The organism is Pseudomonas viridiflava (assembly GCF_001642795.1).
GTDB lineage: Bacteria > Pseudomonadota > Gammaproteobacteria > Pseudomonadales > Pseudomonadaceae > Aquipseudomonas > Aquipseudomonas viridiflava.
In genome coordinates this window covers 97,806-116,631 of sequence record NZ_LKEH01000043.1, presented here as the reverse complement: position 1 = coordinate 116,631, position 18,826 = coordinate 97,806, and the positions used below count along the sequence as shown (strand labels likewise).

Sequence of the window (18,826 nt, the reverse complement as noted above, 5' to 3'; positions counted from 1 at the left end):
CTCAGAGCCTGCGCGCCATGCCCGACACGCGGATCGAACTGCCGGTCTGCTGCGGTATCTCGGCGCGCAGGCGCGAACGGCTGCCCATGTCCTCGCCCTGCAGAATGTCGATCATCCCGCCGTGTGGCCAGCCGATGTCACGCAGATAGCCCGCCAGTGCCGCCGTGGCCGCGCCGGTTGCCGGGTCTTCGTATACGCCGCCGAAGGCAAACGGGTTACGGGTATGGAAAAACTGCTCGCTTTCGGCATACGCCAGCAGAATTGTGGCCCAGCTTTCGCGGACCATCAGGTCATGCCCGGCCTGCTGGTCGTACTGCATGGCCTTGAGCGTCGCCCGGCTGTTCAACGCCAGAATCAGATGTCCCGCTCCGCCATTGATGTAGGCAGGCGGAATGCGAGCGTCCAGATCGTCATGGCTGTAACCGAACAGTGCCAGTGCTTCGTCCAGCAGTTCCGTACTGACCGGCGTGCTGTGCGTGGCAGGCGACTGCAGCGCTGCCGATGTCAGCGAGCCCAGGGCATGACCTTCGACGGTGATCTGTGCGTGATTGAGCGTGAGGTTGAACACCCCGTCGCCTTGCTGAGCGGCCAGTGCAGCGCCAAGGGCGATGGTGGCGTGACCGCAGAATGGCACTTCGGCCAGCGGCGAAAAATAACGCACTCGCCAGCCACCTTCTACAGGCGCGGCAAATGCGGTTTCGGAGAAACCGACCTCGGCGGCAATCTGCTGCATGACATGATCGTCAGGCAGCGCATCGCCAATCCATACCCCAGCCGGGTTACCGCCTTTATCCCCATCGCTGAACGCAGCCAGTTTGAGTATTTCAGTCGCCATTGTTGCGGGTCCTTTGCCGTTGTCATGGCCTGACAGTGTGCTTCAGATACGAGGCGTTAATCCAACCAGAAATCCTTATCCGGTGCATCTCTGGGCTTGATGGATGACCCGCCCTCAAACCGCCTCGCATTTCGACAGACGTCTTTGCATAACCCGCTCGCGCACTTTGTCATAGGCCCAGTTGAACAGCATGGTGTAGGGCAGGAACATCAGCAGCAGACCAATATCGAGTACGAACGCTTCGAACAGGCTGATCGACAGCCACCAGGCGGCCAGCGGGACGACCGCCAGAATCAGACCGCCCTCGAAACCCAATGCATGCAGCGCACGCGTCATCAGGCTCATGGCAAACCCGAACCGGGCGCGCAGACGGTCGAACAGCGCGTTGTAAACCATGTTCCAGAGCATGGCGACGGTGGAGATCATGACCGTCATCGCGCCCATCATGGTCAGCGAGTGGTTCATTAGCCAGGCCAGCAGCGGGGCGACCAGAATCACACCGCCCAACTCGAACAGGCCGGCGTGCAGGATACGCTCCCTGAGGGATTTGTTCGGTACCTGAGTCTGTTCAGGGGTGTTGGTGAGAGTGCGGCTCATGACGCGTCGGTCCTTTGTGCTCATTCGTGACAGCATTATCATCGGTCTTTGCGTTAAGCTGAAAATCATTACCATCGGTAAAACCGATAGAGGTCGTCCATGAGTTATTCACCCGAAGCGCTTGAAGCCTTCGCCCAGATCGCCGCGCTGGGCTCGTTCAGTGCGGCGGCTCGCCGTCTGGGCAAGAGTCAGTCGACGATCAGCGAAGCGATTGCCCGACTGGAGATCGATCTGGGTCTTGAGCTGTTTGATCGCTCGTCACGTCAGCCGGTGCTGACCGAAGCAGGCAAGGTGATGCTGGGTCGGGTCGATGACGTGTTGTGCGCTGCCGACCGCTTGCGTCGGGCCGCAGGGAGACTGGTCGAGGGCGTCGAACCCAGGCTCACGCTGGTGCTGTCGGACGCCAACCAGTTTGCCGATTTCGAGCGGTTGATGGCCGAGCTGGACCAGCGCTTCCCGGAGTTGGAGATGGAATGCGTGTTTGCCGAGCATGGCGATGCGATCAGTCTGGTGCAGTCGGGAAGGGCATCGCTGGGGCTGCTCTCGGCGCAGTCCAGTTACCCGCCCGAAATCGGCCATGCGACCATCGATGAATGCGCCGACTTCGGTCTGTTCGTGTCGCACAAGCATCCGCTGGCGGCGCTGGAACGGGTCGATTATCAGCAACTGGCGCGCTATCGGGCGCTGCGCCTCAACACGCTGGTCGAGCAAAGCATACCCACCGATGACCTGCCCACCAGCGGCCATAGACACTGGTCGGCGCCCAATTACCTGCTGCTGATGGACATGGCCGCATTCGGCTTCGGCTGGTCGGCGTTGCCGCGCTGGCTGGTGTCGCGCTATTCGGGCGGGTTGCTCAAGGAACTCAACGTATCCGGCTGGCCGCGTCGTTCGGCCGTGGATGTGATCTGGTCGTTCCAACGCAGTCTGGGCCCGGCCGGTTCATGGCTGCTGGATTCGCTTGTGCCATTTGCCGGGGAATGAACAGGTCTCAATAGTGAGGCTTCGTGCATCAGGTTCGGAACCGTCTGACATATAACTTCGAGCGTGTCCTTTAGCGTCGTCACCCCTGCATCCCGCAGGTGATAAAGCAAAGGACCCCGCATGATTCCCTCCGCACGCCAGGGCGACCTGCACGTCTGCCCGATACCCGGGCACATTCCAACACCCATCGTCAGCGCATCCAGCGATGTGCTCGCCAACGTGATGAACGTCGCGCGGGTCGGCGACGTCTGTGCCTGCGGTGCCGTGATCGTCGCGGGCTTCCCGTCGATTCTGGTCAACGGCCGCCCCATGGCCCATCTGGGCAGCCCCACCAGCCATGGCGGAATGATCGTCGCCGGCAGCCCGGATGTGATGGGTGGCTTCAGTGCGGGTGGCGGCGGTGGGGCGCGCGTTGTGGATTTTTCGCGGCTTGGGATGTTGCGCGATGATGGTTCGGTGGATGAGGCCAGGCTGGATGCGTTGGTGAATGATCCTGAGTTGTTGGGCAGGGCTCAAGAGGCGAGTGCGTTTGTTGATGCCTATAGTCCAACAGAAGCACCCCGGGCGAACTTATCTGACCAGCCACTTTGTGAGCATCCGGACCAAATGGAGCAATTGGCCGGTTATATCGCGGAGGAAATGAACCGTAATATCTTCGATACCACAGTACTGAGGATCAAGGAACTGCTCAGCTACAACGTAGTTGATGAAACGGAAAGGTGGCTTGATTTACCGTGGTACGCACAGCTGGGTGCTCATAATAATCCCCAAGAAGTTGGTCGCTCTAATTCATTGGCTGCTATGGCAATGTGGACTGAAAAAGTGGGACAAAATAGACCTTGGGATCATAAGGTTGAATTGCAGAAGATATTTGGAGTTTGGCACAAGCAGGGGCCGTACGACTATTTCTATGATATTTGGTCAAATATTCATTATGGGTATATCGGTACCGCTGCGGGATTCAGTAAGGCCGTTTTGCTGGACGGAGCAGGGCTGGAGCAAATAGCCTCGGACGCCGTCAGGTTTGCATTGAATCCATCCAGGCGTAGAGGGCCTCATCGTTTTGAAAATATTGAGGGTCTTAGAGCTTGGGACGACGCGCCGGACCGTATTTCAATCACGATCGGTATGGAATTATACGAGTCTCATCCAATGGGAAGACTTACGGCAGCGGAGGTCATGAATAAGGTGCTAGGGGTGGGCGTATCGGATTGGGAATGTGGCGTGCGGGTCCATGAATGTTACGGCGGGGCAAATACCAAATGCCAGTGATCGTTGATATTCTTCATATACCGGAATTAATGTATGCGGTATAGAAAGCCAGGCTTTGGCTTTAAGCCCGTCTGCTGCATTATGTTTCTAGTCTCTCCTTTGGTCGTTGTCAGTCTTATCACCCCCGATGCATGGCTCCATTATCCGGTCGAGGCAAAAAAAACGTTAGGATTTATCTGGAATACCAATCATCGGATTTACAGAGGAACGCTTTATCCGGGCGAAAGCTCTTTTGATTGGGGCGAAATATTGCGCAATGACAGTTTTCTTATGAGGCTTGAATGGTGGGGGGGCACGGCGGGACGACATTGCGTTATAATCACCCCAACATTGTGGGGTACCGATATCTATCTTGATGCCGAAGGCGCTGTCGACACGAGCGCCGGGAGTGACACTGATCTGGAGTTGCTTAAGCCTTGCCCGTATGAGAAAAGTCCATGGTGATTCGCGCCTTTCCGATAGCGGGTCTCCATTTGGTTTGAAGTTGGGGTTGTCCGAGTGCTATTCAAAAAATGTATATGCAACAATCCGAACCACACACGCTGATGGACGCCAGATTCAAATGCCTGATGCTGCTTTCACCTTTCGCGGTGTGGCAAGTATCTACGCCAGATGTGACGCTTCATTACTCTGAAAACGCAACGAGCGAGTTGAGTTATATCTGGAATACCCATCACCGTACCTTCAAACGCCGTTTGCTTCCGGGCGAAACGACGGGTGATTACGGAGCGATTTTTCAGGACGAGGACTTCTTCATGGAGGTTTATTGGTGGGACAGCGGGAATATCAGCGGCTGTGTCCGAATCGATCCCAAGTGGCCTGAGACGCATATCTACCTGAAAGCTGATGGTCGAGTCGATACATCGCCTGCAGGTGGTACGGATGTGGATCGCCTGTCTCCGTGCCTCGGGAGCGATGTTTAGCGTACGGAATTGTATTCGCAGGTGTGCCCGGTTTCGTCACGGGGCTCTCTGTCGGTGACCACCGCCATTCGCTACCAAGAGCCTGAAATCAACTGACGATTTGGCCCTGATCGGGCGGCTTTCGGCCTGATTCGAGCAATGGCCGACTCGTGACCACTTCTGAATCGCGTTATAACGGGGTGGAGTTTCCTTCATGAGTGAATCGGACATGGCATTCGACTGGCACAGCGATCTGATTACCCGCGACACCGCAGTAGATGCGCACTATCGAAATACCCAGAACGTACGGCGTTTCATGACCGAACAGTGCGGGCCGCAGTTCAGGTTTGATCGCGCCTTCATGGCCTGGATCATCGACGGCGAACCCAAGCGCATGGGGCAGGTGGTGGACGAGTGGCTGCGCAGGCGTTCGGTGATTGACTGAAGACCTGTGGTCGCTCGGAAATGTGACGCAGAGCGTCACGGCTGCATGCCTACGCGATGGGCACGATCAGTGTCGAGGCCGACTTGTGCATAACGATGAGCGCTCTGCGTGGGAATGCCTCCCAGGACGCTCCGCGTCCGCTCTCGAATGTGGCGCAGATGCGTGGATAAGCTCCAGCGTTATCCACGTCATGCGCTCGGCTCACTGAGTCGGCAATCTGTGCCACTTGTGACGAGAAGTAAATTTATCCTCAGGCTTTACGTTCTAGCTGGATACCCGGCGTCTCGGGGGCTGTAACAGGTAGGGTGATGACGATTTCTCGACGAGGGTTCATGGCAGGGCTGGCGCTGACCGGCGCGGCAGTACCGGCTGCCTGGTATGCACATCGGGAACTCACGCGCGTCGAGGAACCCATCACACCCGGCGAGGCCACCGCAGGCCCGGCCGACGTCGCCACCCAGCGTCTGGCCGACAAGTTGCGCGGCGTGTGGACGTTGCGCTTCGAGGGGCGCGATGCAGGGCTGCGTAATGCGCCGTTGCAAGGCCTGGAACTGTTCCTCGACATCGCCCCGCGCGGTCGTGGAATACGCGGTTACATCGATACCGCTGACAACCTGCGCGGCGAGGCAATGCCGCGCTTTCGAGTGATTGGCGACCTGCAACCGGCCAATGCCGCCAAACTGTACCTGCGGGTCATGGACGGGCACGCAGGCGACGACCCCCACAGCGATACACCGGATTACGAATTCAGCCTGATCCTCGATGAGGTGTGGGGCGGATTCGGCAACGCGGGCAGTGGCACGCTGAGTGGCCGTATCGAACGCCTTGACCGACCGCTGGCCCTGCCGGAGCTGGAAAATCGGGTGATCGCGATCAAGCAATTGTTCCCGGAAGCGCGGGAGCGGGTCAGTCTGACGCCTGAGTTTCACGCCTGGCTGATTTCAAAGGAACATCGTCTGTTCCACCAGCTCTGGCATGCGTCCCGGGACAAATGGCACAAACTGCCCACCGACAAGCAGGAAGCCTTGCGCGGTATCGGCTGGCAGCCAGGGCCGCGGGACAAGGAGCGCGATGCTCGCGGACCGCGCAAGGACCGGAACGGCTCGGGCGTGGACTTCTTCTTCATGCACCGGCACATGCTGATTCAGGCGCGGCAGATTCAGGACCTGCCATCGTGGCCGCGTTTTCCAATGCCGCAGCCAGAACTTGAGCGCGACCGGCTGGGCTTTGCACGCTACTTCGACAACCACGACGGCTGTTCACTGCCGCCGAACTGGCTGGCGCAGGGCGACGAGGAATACACCCTGCTGGTCAGCGACATCAAAAGCCCCGAGACCTATCACACCCATTTTCAGGTCTGGGAATCCCAGTACCGTGACCCGCGCTTTCTGTCGAAGCTGACGCTGGGTCAGTTCGGTTCGCAGGTCGAACTGGAACTGCACGACTGGCTGCACATGCGCTGGGCCTCGGTGGCCCGCGACCCGGCCAACGGCCAGCCGGTACCGATGGCAAGGCGTTCGGATGACTTTGCCGAGCGCTGGTTCGGCCCGGAAAACGACTTTCTGGCCGACCCGTTTTCGTCCCACGTGAACCCGGTGTTCTGGATGTTCCATGGCTGGATCGACGACCGTATCGATGACTGGTTCCGGGCGCACGAGCGTTTTCATCCGGGTGAAGTGAAGCGCCTCGAGGTCAACGGCGTGCCCTGGTTCGCGCCGGGTCGCTGGGTGGAAGTCAGCGACCCGTGGCTGGGGCCGGTGACCCACGGTTGCAGCACCACGCCGGGCCTGCAGGCCGGGACCTCCATGGAGATGGACCCGGAAGTCATGAAGCTCGCGCTGCGCATTACCTTCGCCGCCGACGACAAACTCGGCGACCTGGTCCGCCGCGTGCCGCGTCGCCCGTGGTATGCGCGCAATCTGCTGCCGGAGAAGTGGTTTTAGATCGATATACGCAGTCTTGCAGCTCACCGGACTGTGGGAGGCGCCACCACTTCTTCGACGTAGCGCTGTCGCGCAGCAAACACCGGACCGTGGGAGGCGGCTTGCCGGCGATGAACGATGACGCGATTTTCCTGACATACCGCGTCGACTGCATCGCCGGCAAGCCGCCTCCCACGCGGAGCGATGGGCACGATCAGTGTCGTACCTCGGATCGTTCCCAACGCTCCAGCGTGGGAACGCCTCTCAGGACGCTCCGCGTCCGCCATGCAACTCAATGCACCTGCCAGCCACCGCCCAGCGCTTTGTACAGCGCGATACTCGCCTGCATCCTCGATAACCTTAACTGCACGCTGATGTCCTGCGCCTGATACAGGGTGCGTTGGGTCTCCAGTACGGTCAGCAGGTCCTCGGCACCTTCCTGATAACGACTCTGGGCGATGCGAAACGCGGTCTGCGCCTGTTTCAGTTCTTCTTCATGCCAGCCACGCTGTCGATCAAGGCCGTCGATGCTGTTGAGTGCCTTTTCCACGTCGGCGAAGCTGTTGATGATTGCGCCGCGATAGGTTTCCAGCAGTTCTTCCTGCCGCGCCGTGGCCCGGTCGCGCTCGGCACCGAGGCGGCCATTGTTGAAGATCGGCCCGACCAGACCTGCCGCCAGGCTGCTGAACGGTGCGCGCAGCCAGTCTTCGGCGCGGACCGATTCGGTGCCGACGCGGGCACTCAGGGTCAACTTGGGCAGCATCGCGGCGCGGGCGACCGTGACGTCGGCGTGCGCGGCTGCCAGCTCGGCTTCGGCCTTGGCCAGGTCAGGACGGCGGGTGAGAAGGTCGCTGGGCACACCGCTGCCGATGTCCGGCCAGCTCAGTGTGTCGAACGGCTGATCACCGAGTTTGAGGTTCTGCACCGGTTGGCCCAGCAGGGCGGCGAGGGTGATCAACTGCTCGTTGGCCAGTTGTTGAATGCGTGGCAGTTCGCGTTGCTGGGTGGCGACCAGATTCTTTTGTTGCGCGAGTTCCAGTGCCGTTGCCGATCCCGAGTCGTAACGGGTCTGCACCAGTCGCAAAACATCCTGCGCGTTGGCCAGGTTGAGCGCGGCGATACGGCCCTGTTCGCGGGCTGACAGGGTCTGCGCGTAGCGGTCGGCCACATTGCTGAGCAGTGTCAGCTCCACGGTCGCCTGATCGAACTGGCTGGCACGCAAACGCTGCACGGCGCTGTCACGGCCGGCCGCCACGCCGCCCCAGAAGTCCACTTCATAGCTGGCGGTAAGGGCGGCGGTGAAACTGTCGGTGTTGTTGTCGTCGGACGGATTGGCCTTGCGATCGCTGCTGCGCATGAATGTGTTGCGCTCGCCGCGCAGGTCATAACCCAGTTCGGGCAATAGCGGTGCGCCACCGATGATGGCTGTCGCCTGGGCCTGACGCACTCGCGCCATGGCCGCGCCGACTTCATGGCTGTCACGGCTGGCCTGTTCGATCAGGCGGTTGAGTGTCGGGCTGCCGAAATGTTGCCACCAGCTGGCGTCGTTGCGCTGAGTCGCCGCGCTCTGGGCAAATGCCCAGGTTGGCGGTGGCTGGACGCCGATGTCCGGGACGGGCGCGGACGTGCCGCAGGCGGCCAGCAACAGGCACGTGGTCAACAGCGTGAGGCGTGGTTTCATGGATTGCCCCTTCATTGACTGGTAAGGGCCGCCACCGGGTCGAGGCGGGCAGCTTTGCGGGCGGGCATGAAGCCGAAGATCACCCCGGTGATCAGCGCGCAGCCAAAGGCACCGACCACGGCCGACAGGGAAAAGGCCACGGCCACATTGCTCAGCAACAGCACCGTGCCCATGCCCAGTGCGAGGACGATACCGGCCAGACCGCCGACCACCGAGAGCATCACCGCTTCGGTGAGGAACTGACGGAGAATGTCGCTCTGGCGCGCACCGGTGGCCATGCGGATGCCGATTTCACGGGTTCGCTCGCGCACTGTCATCAGCATAATGTTCATCACGCCAATGCCGCCGACCAGCAGCGAGATCGCCGCAATCGAGCCGAGCATCAACGACAGCGTATTCTGGGTGCGGGCCTCGGCCTGGATCATCGCTGCGTTGTTGGTCAGCTCGTAATCCTGCTTGCCGTTGTGCAGCTGGTTCAGCAAATTGCGAATCGCTGCCTCGGCCTGTTTGACGTTGTCGGCGTCGCGGGTGGCGATGGTGATGTACTCGGGATCCTGCGAGCCGAACAAACGAATGCTGGCCGCCGAATAGGGAATCGCGATGCGGTTGTCGCTGTCCAGATCGCCCGAACTGGCGCCTTTTTCCTGAAGCACGCCGACCACCTGAAACGGTACGTTCTCGATCAGGATGTACTGGCCGATGGGGTCGATGCGCTCGCCGAACAGTTTCTGCCGGACCTTGTGTCCGATCACGGCCACTGCCGCTGCGCTCTGTTCATCGGCTTCGGTGAAGTAACTGCCTTCCACCACCGGCCAGTTGAAAATGGCCGAGAAGTGCGTGTCATTGCCGCCCACGTAGCTGGAATGGTCGACATTGCCGAAGCGCACACCTGCCTGTCCGCCGTTGACCGGCATGATCATGCGGACCTCGGGCAAATCGCCCAGCGCGGCGACCTCTTCCAGCGTGATGATGCCTTTCGGCGCGCGCGGACTGGGGGCCTTGCCATTAAGGTAAATAATGTTGGAACCGAACGACGACATCTGCGCCATGACCTGACGCTTGCTGCCTTCACCGACCGCCAGCATCACCACCACCGAGGCGACGCCGATGACAATGCCCAGCAGCGTCAGTGCAGTGCGAAACCGGTTGATCCACATTACTCGCCACGCTGCCTGGACGGCGTCGAGCAGCTCGCCTTTCCACGCGCTGCGGGCGTTGCTGCCCTGGGCCAGTCGTGCCCGCAGATCCACCGCTTGCAGAGCCCCCGTTGGCTGAGCATCCCCAGTGGTCTCGCTGAGCGTATCGCTGACAATCCGCCCGTCGCTGATTTCGATGACGCGCCTGGCGCGGGCGGCGACGTCGCGGTCGTGGGTAATCAGAATGACGACGTGGCCCTGACTGGCCAGCTCGTCCAGCAACGTCATCACTTCCGCGCCACTGTGACTGTCCAGCGCGCCGGTCGGCTCATCGGCCAGGATGATGTGGCCGCCGTTCATCAAGGCGCGGGCAATGGACACTCGTTGCTGCTGGCCGCCGGAGAGTTGATGCGGGCGATTGCCGGTGCGCGAACCAAGCCCCAGCCGGTCCAGCAAGGCGGCGGCCCGGGCATGGCGTTGCGCAGCGGGTGTGCCAGCGTAGATCGCCGGCATCTCGACGTTTTCCTGTGCCGAGCCGGACGGGATCAGGTGATAGCCCTGAAACACGAAGCCGAACGCCTCGCGGCGCAGCCAGGCCAGCTCGTCGCTGCCCAGTTCGGCGACGTTTTCGCCGGCAAACAGGTATTCACCCGAGGTAGGGCGATCCAGGCAGCCCAGAATATTCATCAGCGTCGATTTGCCGGAGCCGGACGCGCCGACAATCGCGACGAACTCTCCTGCGTGAATCGACAGGTCGATGCCCTGCAGGACGTTGACCTGCGGGCTGTCGCCTCCGCCGTAGGATTTTCGAATGGCCCGCAGGTCGATCAGCGGCGTCTGCATTCAGCCTCCGCTGCCAGGCGCGGAGGGCATCAGAAGGCGGTCGCCTTCTTCCAGACCGTCAAGGATCTGCACTCGTAGACGGTCGCTGATCCCGGTGCGCACCTGACGGTTCTGCACTTCGCCGCTGGCGGTCAGCACCTGCGCGGTCTGCAGATCGCCTTGCGTACCGTTTTTCAACGCTGACAGCGGCGCGGTCAGGGTGTTCTGCGCGCTGCCTGCAACGAAAAAGATCTGCGCCGTCATCTCGGCCATCAGCGCCTGATCGTCGTTGTCGACGTCCAGCAGCACGGTGTACAGCACCACTCGGCCGCCGCCGTTCTTGCGCGAACTGCTCGGGCTGCCGCCGCCCTGATTGGCCTGCTCCAGAGGTTTGGGTGGCACGGGCAGGATCTGCCGTACGGTGCTTTTCCAGCGCCGACTGCCGCCGCTCAGGGTCGTGAAGTAAGCGCTCATGCCCGGTTTCACATGGCCGATGTCGGCTTCGGACACTTCGGCCCACACCGTCATCGGCGACAGGCGGGCGATGCGCAGGATCAGCGGGGTCTGTTGCTGTGCATTGAGGGTCTGGCCTTCGCGGGCGTCCAGCGCGACCACCGTGCCGCTCATGGGCGCGTAGATGCGGGTGTAGCCCAGCGCGGCCTCGTCACTGCGCAACGCCGCCTGGGCTTCAAGGATCTGCGCCTTGAACATGTCGACCCTGGCCTGAGTAGCGCGAAACTCGGACTCGGCCGCCTGCACGTCTTCGGCCCGTGTCGCACCTCCGGCCGCCAGACGTTGCTGACGTTGCTGCTTCTGCTGCGCCAGTTCGTGCAGCGCGCGCTGCTCCTGAAGCTGGGCCTTGAGGTTGTCGATGGCGTAGCGCGCTGCATCGAGCCTGGCTTTTTGCGTGGACGGATCGATCTCGACCAACAGTTGACCTTCCTTGACCTGATCACCCACCTGCACATGGATCTTCATGATCTGCCCGGTTGCCTGCGAGCCCACGTCTACATAACTGCGCGGTTGCAGCGTGCCCAGCGCCGTCACGCTGTTTTCAATGCTGCTGCGCGTGACGGTGACGGTAGGCGTCCTGTTGTGGTCGCCCGGCAGGATCTGCCACGCGCACAAGGCAATGACCGGAAACAGGCACAGTGCCGCGAGGACAGTGCGTCGAGGGAGTCGAGAGCGTTTCATGCAGGGTTCCTGCCTGGAAAAAATCGGCCGGTCGACGGGCGACGGCTACTGGGGCTGTCATTAAGACGAGGGGAGTGCGGCGGAATTTAGCGCTGTCAATTAATTGGCTTTGTTCACTAAATTTTGTTCTGCCGAATCGTTTAAGGGGAGCGGCTCATTCCAGCCGTGTTCCGTTTTCCTTTCGAGGTGAAGTCAGCATGATCATGTCCAGGCCGTTGTCCGGTTTCCTTGTCGCGGGTCTGTCGTTCGGGCTGGTTTTGCCCGCCCAGGCACTGATTGCCCCCGAGCATCAGAACGCCTCGGCGCAGGTGCGTCGCACGACATTTGGCGTGCCGCATATTGTGGCTGCTGACGAGTGCGGGCTGGGTTATGGCATCGGTTACGCCTATGCCCAGGACAACCTGTGCCTACTGGCGAGCGAGATCGTCACGGTCAATGGCGAGCGCTCCCGCTATTTCGGGCCGAACAAGGCGACCCTCGAACAGCGCAACAATATGGCCAGCGACCTGCTGTTCAAATGGTTGAACACGCCTGAAGCACTCGCGGATTTCTGGAAGGCCCAGCCGCCCGAGATTCGTCAATTGATGCAGGGTTACGCGGCTGGCTATAACCGCTCGCTGGACGAGCAGAATGCCAAAGGTCTGCCCACAGCCTGCGCCGCCGAATGGGTACGACCGATCAGTACCGACGATCTGGTGCGCCTGACCCGCCGATTGCTGGTCGAGGGTGGCGTGGGGCAGTTCACTGAAGCGCTGGCTGGTGCCAGACCGCCGCAAGCGGGTGCTCAGGCCGGGTTGCAGAGCGAGCAGCGTGAAGCCCTGCAACTGGCCGCCGCGCGCAATGAACAATTTGCGCTGGAGCGTGGCAGCAATGCAGTGGCGATAGGACGCGAACTGTCTGCCAACGGACGCGGCATGTTGCTGGCCAACCCGCATTTTCCGTGGGGCGGTGGCATGCGTTTCTACCAGATGCACCTGACCATTCCCGGCAAACTGGACGTGATGGGTGCTGCGTTGCCGGGTCTGCCGCTGATCAACATCGGCTTCAACCAGCACTTGGCCTGGACCCACACTGTCGATACGTCCAAACACTTCACGCTGCATCGACTGACGCTTGACCCCAGGGATTCGACGCGTTACATGCTCGACGGCAAATCAGTGGCGATGGGCAAGCAACAGGTGAGTGTCGAGGCGAAACAGGCGGACGGCAGCATCAAGCCTGTAACCCGCACGATCTATTCGTCGAAATTCGGCCCTGTGGTGCAATGGCCGGGCAGGATGGACTGGGACGACAAGTACGCCTTCAGCCTGCGCGACGCGAACCTCAAGAATGACCGCGTGCTGCAACAGTGGTACGCCATGGATCAGGCGAAAAACCTCAAGGCGTTTCAGGATTCGGTGCGCAGCATTCAGGGCATCCCATGGGTGAACACCGTGGCGGTCGATGCCAAGGGGCAGGCGCTGTACATGAACCTGTCGGTGGTGCCGAATGTGGATGCGGTCAAGCTCGCCAAGTGCAGTGACCCGCGTATCGGCACCGAGCTGATCATCCTCGACGGTTCGCGCAGCGACTGTAACTGGGACATCGCGCCCGAGGCAGCGCAACCCGGCATCTATCCGTCATCGCGTCAGCCGCAACTGCTGCGGACCGACTTTGTGCAGCATTCCAATGACTCGGCCTGGATGGTCAATCCGGCGGTACCGCAGAAAAACTTTTCGCCGCTGATCAGTCAGGAAGGCCAGCCGCTCGGGCTGCGTGCGCGTTTTGCGCTGGATCGACTCGGCAAACTGCAGCAGTTGGGTAAGGTCAGCGTCGAGAACCTGCAGGCCATGGTGATGGACAACGAGGTGTATCAGGCCGGGCAGGTGTTGCCGGATCTTTTGCAGTTCTGTGCGACGGGACTGGGTGATGATGAAAAGCGCCTGGCACCGCTGTGCACGGCATTGAAAGCCTGGGACGGTCGGGTCGACGTGAGCAGTGGTTTGGGCTTCGTGTACTTCCAGAAAATCATGGCCGCGATGCAGTCCGTCGGCTCGCGCTGGCGGGTGGCGTTCGACGCCAAGGACCCGATTCACACGCCCCGTGGTCTGGCTATCGAGTACCCGGAAGTCGCCACGGCGTTACGCGCTGCGATGCTGACGGCGCAGGACGAGGTGAGCAAGACAGGCCTGACGGCGAAGACGACCTGGGGTGATATTCAGGTATCGAGCCAAAGCGGTGTACCGGTTCCGATCCACGGCGGTCCCGCAGCACTGGGCGTCTACAACGCCATGCAGACAGTGGCGGGCAAGGATGGCAAGCGCGAAGTAGTCAGCGGCACCAGCTACCTGCAAGTGGTGACATTCGACGAAAATGGACCGCAGGCCAAGGGATTACTGGCGTTCTCCGAATCGAGCAATCCGCAGTCGGCCCATTCGCGGGATCAAACCGAGGCGTTCTCTAACAAGCAGTGGGCTGACTTGCCGTTCACCGAGCAGCAGATCAAGGCTGATCCGGCGTATCAGGTGCAGGAAATCAAAGAGCAGCTTTCTCCGTCCGTACGCTGATCAGGCTGAAGCAGTGATTGGGCCACATGGCCCAATTCACTTGGTGATTACGAGGTTTCAGCCGCCCTGAGTATCGATGTCTGCATCAACGCCCTGAGTCGGCTGATGATTGCGTTGAGTCCGGGGCTTTTCCTGCGGCTCATAGTCAGGCACGTAGGCACTTTTTTCAGACGATCCTTGCGATTGGCTCTGGCTCTGACTTTGCTGTTGATTCTGACGTTGACCATCATGCCCGCTCGAATCCGGCACAGCATCCGGCTCCTGCGGATCGATGGCCGGATCGTTGCGTTCCGTGCCCTGGTCCGGAGGCGTGTGCTGACCGGGTGCCTGTTCTTTTTGCCGTTGCGGTTCGGTAGACATGAATACCTCGAAAGTCTGCTTCAAAAAATGGCTGACAGACTTTCGAGGTGCGGGGAAGAGGGATCGTTCGATCGGATTGCCGAGTGGTATGAGCGGGCTGACTGGGCACGATCAGGACGAAGGAACCGCGGCGAAGCCGGGGCCGGAACCGGAGCGAAGGACTTTGGCTACTTTGGTCCCCCAAAGTAGCGCGCCGTAAGGGCGCAAAGGTGACCTGAACCGGGCGCTCGGCTCACTGAGCCCACAATCTGTGCCAATTGTGACGCAGCGCGTTACAGGATGCATGCTCACGCGGAGTGAGCATTGTCGGTTCCCTCTTACAACACCTTCTTGATCGCGTCGCACACAGCGTCGATGTTTTTCTGGTTCAACGCCGCGACACAGATACGACCGGTGTCCAGCGCATAGATGCCGAACTCGCTGCGCAGGCGCTGGGCCTGTTCGGCGGTCAGGCCGGAGTAGGAGAACATGCCGCACTGACGGCCGACGAAGCTGAAGTCCTGACCGGCCGGGTTGTCGGCCAGACGCTCGACCATCGCCTTGCGCATGCCCTGGATCCTCACACGCATTTCGCCCAATTCCTCTTCCCACATGGCACGCAGCGCCGGGTCGTTGAGCACGGCCGCGGAGATGATTGCGCCGTGGGTCGGCGGGTTGGAATAGTTGGTGCGGATCACACGCTTGACCTGGGACAGCACGCGGGCGGTCTCTTCTTTCGATTCAGTGATGATCGACAGCGCACCGACGCGCTCGCCGTACAGCGACAGCGACTTGGAGAACGAGCTGGAGGCGAAGAAGGTCATGCCGGACTCGGCGAACAGGCGCACGGCGATGGCGTCTTCCTGAATACCCTGGCCGAAACCCTGATAGGCCATGTCCAGAAACGGTACGTGACCCTTGGCCTTGACCACTTCCAGGACCTTTTTCCAGTCTTCCAGATTCAGGTCGACGCCGGTTGGATTGTGGCAGCAGGCGTGCAGCACGATCACGGAATGGTCAGGCAGGTTTTTCAGGTCTTCGAGCATGCCGCCACGGTTCACGTCGTGGGAGGCAGCGTCGTAGTAGCGATAGTTCTGAACCGGGAAGCCTGCGGTTTCGAACAGCGCACGGTGGTTTTCCCAGCTCGGGTCGCTGATGGCCACAACGGCGTTGGGCAGCAGTTGCTTGAGGAAGTCTGCGCCGATCTTCAGCGCGCCAGTGCCACCGACCGATTGGGTGGTCAGAACACGGCCCGACGCGATCAATGGCGAGTCGGCGCCCAGCAACAGCTTCTGCACGGCCAGGTCGTAGGCCGCAATACCGTCGATCGGCAAATAGCCACGTGGCGCGTGCTGTGCAACACGGATCTTCTCGGCTTCGGCCACTGCGCGCAGCAGAGGAATGCGCCCGTCTTCGTCACAGTAGACGCCCACACCAAGGTTGACCTTGGTGGTGCGGGTGTCGGCGTTGAATGCTTCGTTGATACCCAGGATAGGATCGCGGGGCGCCATTTCGACAGCGGAGAAGAGGCTCATTTTTGCGGCAGCTCTGAATGAAGGAGGGAGGGGTATGCACGCCGCGGCCGAATGCGCCAAAGCGGTGCACAAACGGGGACCTAGTATAAAGAGCATCCCCCTGAGGGGCGACAGGGCAGGGCGGGTTTTTTCAAGGTTTTTCGGTTTATTTGCAGAACGTTCGTCCCGTTGAAACCTCAATGATGTAGCCACTGGTGAAATGAGCGCCTTGAAACATGCGCAAACGTCTCCATTTAATGTGTATCACTTCAAGCACTGCCACTGCCGCACGTCGTCTCCCATTGACGGGATGAGTCGTCGGTGGTGTTTTCGTCATTGCCGGTACAGGCCGCGCAGACGAGTCCTTGTCGCGAACCCCGACGCGAACGAATTCAAGAGGTAGGTTATGTCCGAGTTCCAGCTCGTTACCCGTTTTGAGCCCGCTGGTGATCAGCCCGAGGCCATTCGCCAACTGGTCGAAGGGATCGACGCCGGACTTGCGCACCAGACCCTGCTGGGTGTGACGGGGTCGGGCAAGACGTTCAGCATCGCCAACGTCATCTCTCAGGTGCAGCGCCCGACCCTGGTGCTGGCGCCGAACAAGACCCTGGCGGCGCAGTTGTATGGCGAATTCAAGGCGTTCTTTCCGAACAACGCCGTCGAATATTTCGTCTCGTACTACGACTACTACCAGCCGGAAGCCTATGTGCCGTCGTCCGACACCTTCATCGAGAAGGATGCGTCGATCAACGACCACATCGAGCAGATGCGTCTGTCCGCGACCAAGGCACTGCTGGAACGCAAGGACGCGATCATCGTCACCACGGTGTCGTGCATTTATGGTCTCGGCAGCCCCGAAACCTACCTGCGCATGGTCTTGCACATCGACCGGGGCGACAAACTGGATCAGCGCGCCTTGCTGCGCCGTCTGGCTGACCTGCAATACACCCGCAACGACATGGACTTTGCCCGCGCCACCTTTCGGGTGCGGGGCGATGTGATCGACATCTATCCGGCCGAATCGGACCTGGAAGCGATTCGCGTCGAGCTGTTCGACGACGAGGTCGAGAGCCTGTCGGCGTTCGATCCGCTGACCGGCGAGGTGATTCGCAAGCTGCCGCGCTTCACCTTTTACCCCAAGAGCCACTACGTCACGCCCCGCGAAACGCTGCTGGACGCGATGGAAGGCATCAAGGTCGAGCTTGGTGAGCGTCTGGAATACCTGCGCAGCCAGAACAAGCTGGTCGAAGCCCAGCGTCTGGAGCAGCGCACCCGATTCGACCTTGAGATGATTCTGGAGCTGGGCTACTGCAATGGTATCGAGAACTACTCACGCTACCTGTCGGGCCGTCCGACAGGCGCGCCGCCGCCAACACTGTACGACTACCTGCCGCCGGACGCCTTGCTGGTGATCGACGAGTCCCACGTCAGCGTGCCGCAGGTCGGCGCCATGTATAAAGGCGACCGCTCACGCAAGGAAACCCTGGTGGAGTACGGTTTCCGGCTGCCATCGGCGCTGGACAATAGGCCGATGCGTTTCGAAGAGTGGGAGAACGTCAGCCCGCAGACCATCTTCGTTTCGGCGACTCCCGGCAAGTACGAAGCCGAGCATGCCGGGCGTGTGGTCGAGCAGGTCGTGCGCCCGACCGGTCTGGTGGACCCGCAGATCGAGATTCGCCCGGCGCTGACCCAGGTCGATGACCTGCTGTCGGAAATCAACAAGCGTGCCTCCATCGACGAGCGGGTGCTGGTGACCACGTTGACCAAACGCATGGCCGAGGATCTGACCGATTACCTCAGCGACCATGGCGTGCGGGTGCGTTACCTGCACTCGGACATCGACACGGTGGAGCGGGTCGAGATCATTCGTGACCTGCGTCTGGGCACTTTTGACGTGCTGGTGGGCATCAACCTGCTGCGCGAAGGTCTGGACATGCCGGAAGTGTCGCTGGTGGCAATTCTCGATGCCGACAAGGAAGGCTTCCTGCGTTCCGACCGTTCGTTGATCCAGACCATCGGTCGGGCGGCGCGTAACCTCAATGGCCGGGCGATTCTGTATGCCGACCGGATCACCGGCTCCATGGAGCGGGCGATCAACGAGACTGAACGTCGTCGAGAAAAACAGATCGCGTTCAACCTTGAGCATGGCATCACGCCAAAAGGTGTGTTCAAGGACGTGGCCGATATCATGGAAGGCGCCACCGTGCCGGGCTCGCGCAGCAAGAAGCGCAAAGGCATGGCCAAGGCAGCCGAGGAAAACGCCAAGTACGAAAACGAACTGCGCTCGCCCAGCGAAATCACCAAGCGCATCCGTCAATTGGAAGAGAAAATGTACCAGCTGGCCCGCGACCTGGAGTTCGAGGCCGCAGCACAGATGCGCGACGAAATCGGCAAACTGCGCGAGCGCTTGCTGACGGTGTGATGCAGCGATGGCTCGCTGCATCCAGCACGCTCCGCGTCCGCTCTCGAACGTGGCGCAGAGTATCGTGGGACGCATGCCCACGCGAAGCGCTCATCGTTATACACAAGTCATCTGGCTATCCAGTGAGACAGCGGAACTGCCGTGCTTTTTTGCGCGATAGTGCGGACGCAGCCGATTGCGACGTGGGTGAAGGCTGAGTCCTGGCGCTGATTCGA

At 60.7% G+C, this 18,826-nt stretch carries 14 protein-coding genes; 7 read left to right on the top strand and 7 right to left on the bottom strand.

The genetic code is table 11. The annotated features are described in order from the left end of the window. Position 1: 1 nt before the first annotated feature. Together AO065_RS20860 and AO065_RS20855 are read right to left on the bottom strand one after the other, a co-directional pair. Positions 2–835, bottom strand: coding sequence for a PhzF family phenazine biosynthesis protein (locus AO065_RS20860; protein ID WP_004883826.1), 834 nt, complete (start codon positions 833–835; stop codon positions 2–4). Between the two features lie 114 nt (positions 836–949). After that, positions 950–1,432: a multidrug/biocide efflux PACE transporter gene (locus AO065_RS20855; protein ID WP_004883825.1), complete on the bottom strand. Its 483-nt coding sequence runs from the start codon at positions 1,430–1,432 to the stop codon at positions 950–952. A 99-nt stretch (positions 1,433–1,531) separates the two neighbouring features. Between AO065_RS20855 and AO065_RS20850 the strand changes: the two genes are divergently transcribed. From AO065_RS20850 to pvdP, 5 genes are all read left to right on the top strand, one after another. Beyond that, entirely contained in the window at positions 1,532–2,416 is an 885-nt protein-coding gene (locus tag AO065_RS20850; protein WP_004883824.1) for a LysR family transcriptional regulator, read from the top strand. Between the two features lie 120 nt (positions 2,417–2,536). Then, positions 2,537–3,688, top strand: coding sequence for a polymorphic toxin type 44 domain-containing protein (locus AO065_RS20845; RefSeq protein WP_004883823.1), 1,152 nt, complete (start codon positions 2,537–2,539; stop codon positions 3,686–3,688). Positions 3,689–4,233: 545 nt separating this feature from the next. Next, entirely contained in the window at positions 4,234–4,611 is a 378-nt protein-coding gene (locus AO065_RS20835) for a hypothetical protein (RefSeq protein WP_032651567.1), read from the top strand. Between the two features lie 208 nt (positions 4,612–4,819). Beyond that, positions 4,820–5,035 (top strand): DUF6434 domain-containing protein, encoded by a 216-nt coding sequence (locus AO065_RS20830; RefSeq protein ID WP_004883820.1) that lies wholly within the window; start codon positions 4,820–4,822, stop codon positions 5,033–5,035. 308 nt (positions 5,036–5,343) lie between these two features. Then, positions 5,344–6,978, top strand: a complete 1,635-nt coding sequence (pvdP, locus tag AO065_RS20825; protein ID WP_032651562.1) for a pyoverdine maturation tyrosinase PvdP — start codon at positions 5,344–5,346, stop codon at positions 6,976–6,978. Between the two features lie 271 nt (positions 6,979–7,249). On the opposite strand, the gene AO065_RS20820 is transcribed toward pvdP, so the two are convergent. Genes AO065_RS20820 through AO065_RS20810 form a run of 3 tightly spaced genes read right to left on the bottom strand, consistent with a single transcriptional unit; the run spans position 7,250 to position 11,790 of the window. After that, positions 7,250–8,638, bottom strand: a complete 1,389-nt coding sequence (locus AO065_RS20820) for an efflux transporter outer membrane subunit (RefSeq protein WP_004883818.1) — start codon at positions 8,636–8,638, stop codon at positions 7,250–7,252. An 11-nt stretch (positions 8,639–8,649) separates the two neighbouring features. Next, positions 8,650–10,617, bottom strand: coding sequence for a MacB family efflux pump subunit (locus AO065_RS20815; RefSeq protein ID WP_004883817.1), 1,968 nt, complete (start codon positions 10,615–10,617; stop codon positions 8,650–8,652). After that, on the bottom strand, positions 10,618–11,790 hold the full coding sequence (locus tag AO065_RS20810; protein ID WP_004883816.1) for an efflux RND transporter periplasmic adaptor subunit: 1,173 nt from the start codon (positions 11,788–11,790) through the stop codon (positions 10,618–10,620). A gap of 197 nt (positions 11,791–11,987) precedes the next feature. Between AO065_RS20810 and pvdQ the strand changes: the two genes are divergently transcribed. Continuing rightward, on the top strand, positions 11,988–14,336 hold the full coding sequence (gene pvdQ, locus AO065_RS20805; RefSeq protein ID WP_004883815.1) for a bifunctional acylase PvdQ: 2,349 nt from the start codon (positions 11,988–11,990) through the stop codon (positions 14,334–14,336). 57 nt (positions 14,337–14,393) lie between these two features. On the opposite strand, the gene AO065_RS20800 is transcribed toward pvdQ, so the two are convergent. Beyond that, positions 14,394–14,696: a hypothetical protein gene (locus AO065_RS20800; RefSeq protein ID WP_032651559.1), complete on the bottom strand. Its 303-nt coding sequence runs from the start codon at positions 14,694–14,696 to the stop codon at positions 14,394–14,396. A gap of 317 nt (positions 14,697–15,013) precedes the next feature. Further along, positions 15,014–16,210 (bottom strand): amino acid aminotransferase, encoded by a 1,197-nt coding sequence (locus AO065_RS20795; RefSeq protein WP_004883813.1) that lies wholly within the window; start codon positions 16,208–16,210, stop codon positions 15,014–15,016. A 385-nt stretch (positions 16,211–16,595) separates the two neighbouring features. Between AO065_RS20795 and uvrB the strand changes: the two genes are divergently transcribed. Beyond that, positions 16,596–18,611, top strand: a complete 2,016-nt coding sequence (uvrB, locus tag AO065_RS20790; protein ID WP_004883812.1) for an excinuclease ABC subunit UvrB — start codon at positions 16,596–16,598, stop codon at positions 18,609–18,611. Positions 18,612–18,826: the final 215 nt, after the last annotated feature.

Coding starts and splice junctions, on each gene's coding strand:
- pvdP (WP_032651562.1), top strand. CDS start 5,344: ATGACGATTTCTCGACGAGGGTTCATGGCAGGGCTGGCGCTGACCGGC.
- AO065_RS20800 (WP_032651559.1), bottom strand. CDS start 14,696: ATGTCTACCGAACCGCAACGGCAAAAAGAACAGGCACCCGGTCAGCAC.
- AO065_RS20795 (WP_004883813.1), bottom strand. CDS start 16,210: ATGAGCCTCTTCTCCGCTGTCGAAATGGCGCCCCGCGATCCTATCCTG.
- AO065_RS20820 (WP_004883818.1), bottom strand. CDS start 8,638: ATGAAACCACGCCTCACGCTGTTGACCACGTGCCTGTTGCTGGCCGCC.
- AO065_RS20860 (WP_004883826.1), bottom strand. CDS start 835: ATGGCGACTGAAATACTCAAACTGGCTGCGTTCAGCGATGGGGATAAA.
- AO065_RS20845 (WP_004883823.1), top strand. CDS start 2,537: ATGATTCCCTCCGCACGCCAGGGCGACCTGCACGTCTGCCCGATACCC.
- uvrB (WP_004883812.1), top strand. CDS start 16,596: ATGTCCGAGTTCCAGCTCGTTACCCGTTTTGAGCCCGCTGGTGATCAG.
- AO065_RS20835 (WP_032651567.1), top strand. CDS start 4,234: ATGGACGCCAGATTCAAATGCCTGATGCTGCTTTCACCTTTCGCGGTG.
- AO065_RS20855 (WP_004883825.1), bottom strand. CDS start 1,432: ATGAGCCGCACTCTCACCAACACCCCTGAACAGACTCAGGTACCGAAC.
- AO065_RS20815 (WP_004883817.1), bottom strand. CDS start 10,617: ATGCAGACGCCGCTGATCGACCTGCGGGCCATTCGAAAATCCTACGGC.
- AO065_RS20850 (WP_004883824.1), top strand. CDS start 1,532: ATGAGTTATTCACCCGAAGCGCTTGAAGCCTTCGCCCAGATCGCCGCG.
- AO065_RS20810 (WP_004883816.1), bottom strand. CDS start 11,790: ATGAAACGCTCTCGACTCCCTCGACGCACTGTCCTCGCGGCACTGTGC.
- pvdQ (WP_004883815.1), top strand. CDS start 11,988: ATGATCATGTCCAGGCCGTTGTCCGGTTTCCTTGTCGCGGGTCTGTCG.
- AO065_RS20830 (WP_004883820.1), top strand. CDS start 4,820: ATGGCATTCGACTGGCACAGCGATCTGATTACCCGCGACACCGCAGTA.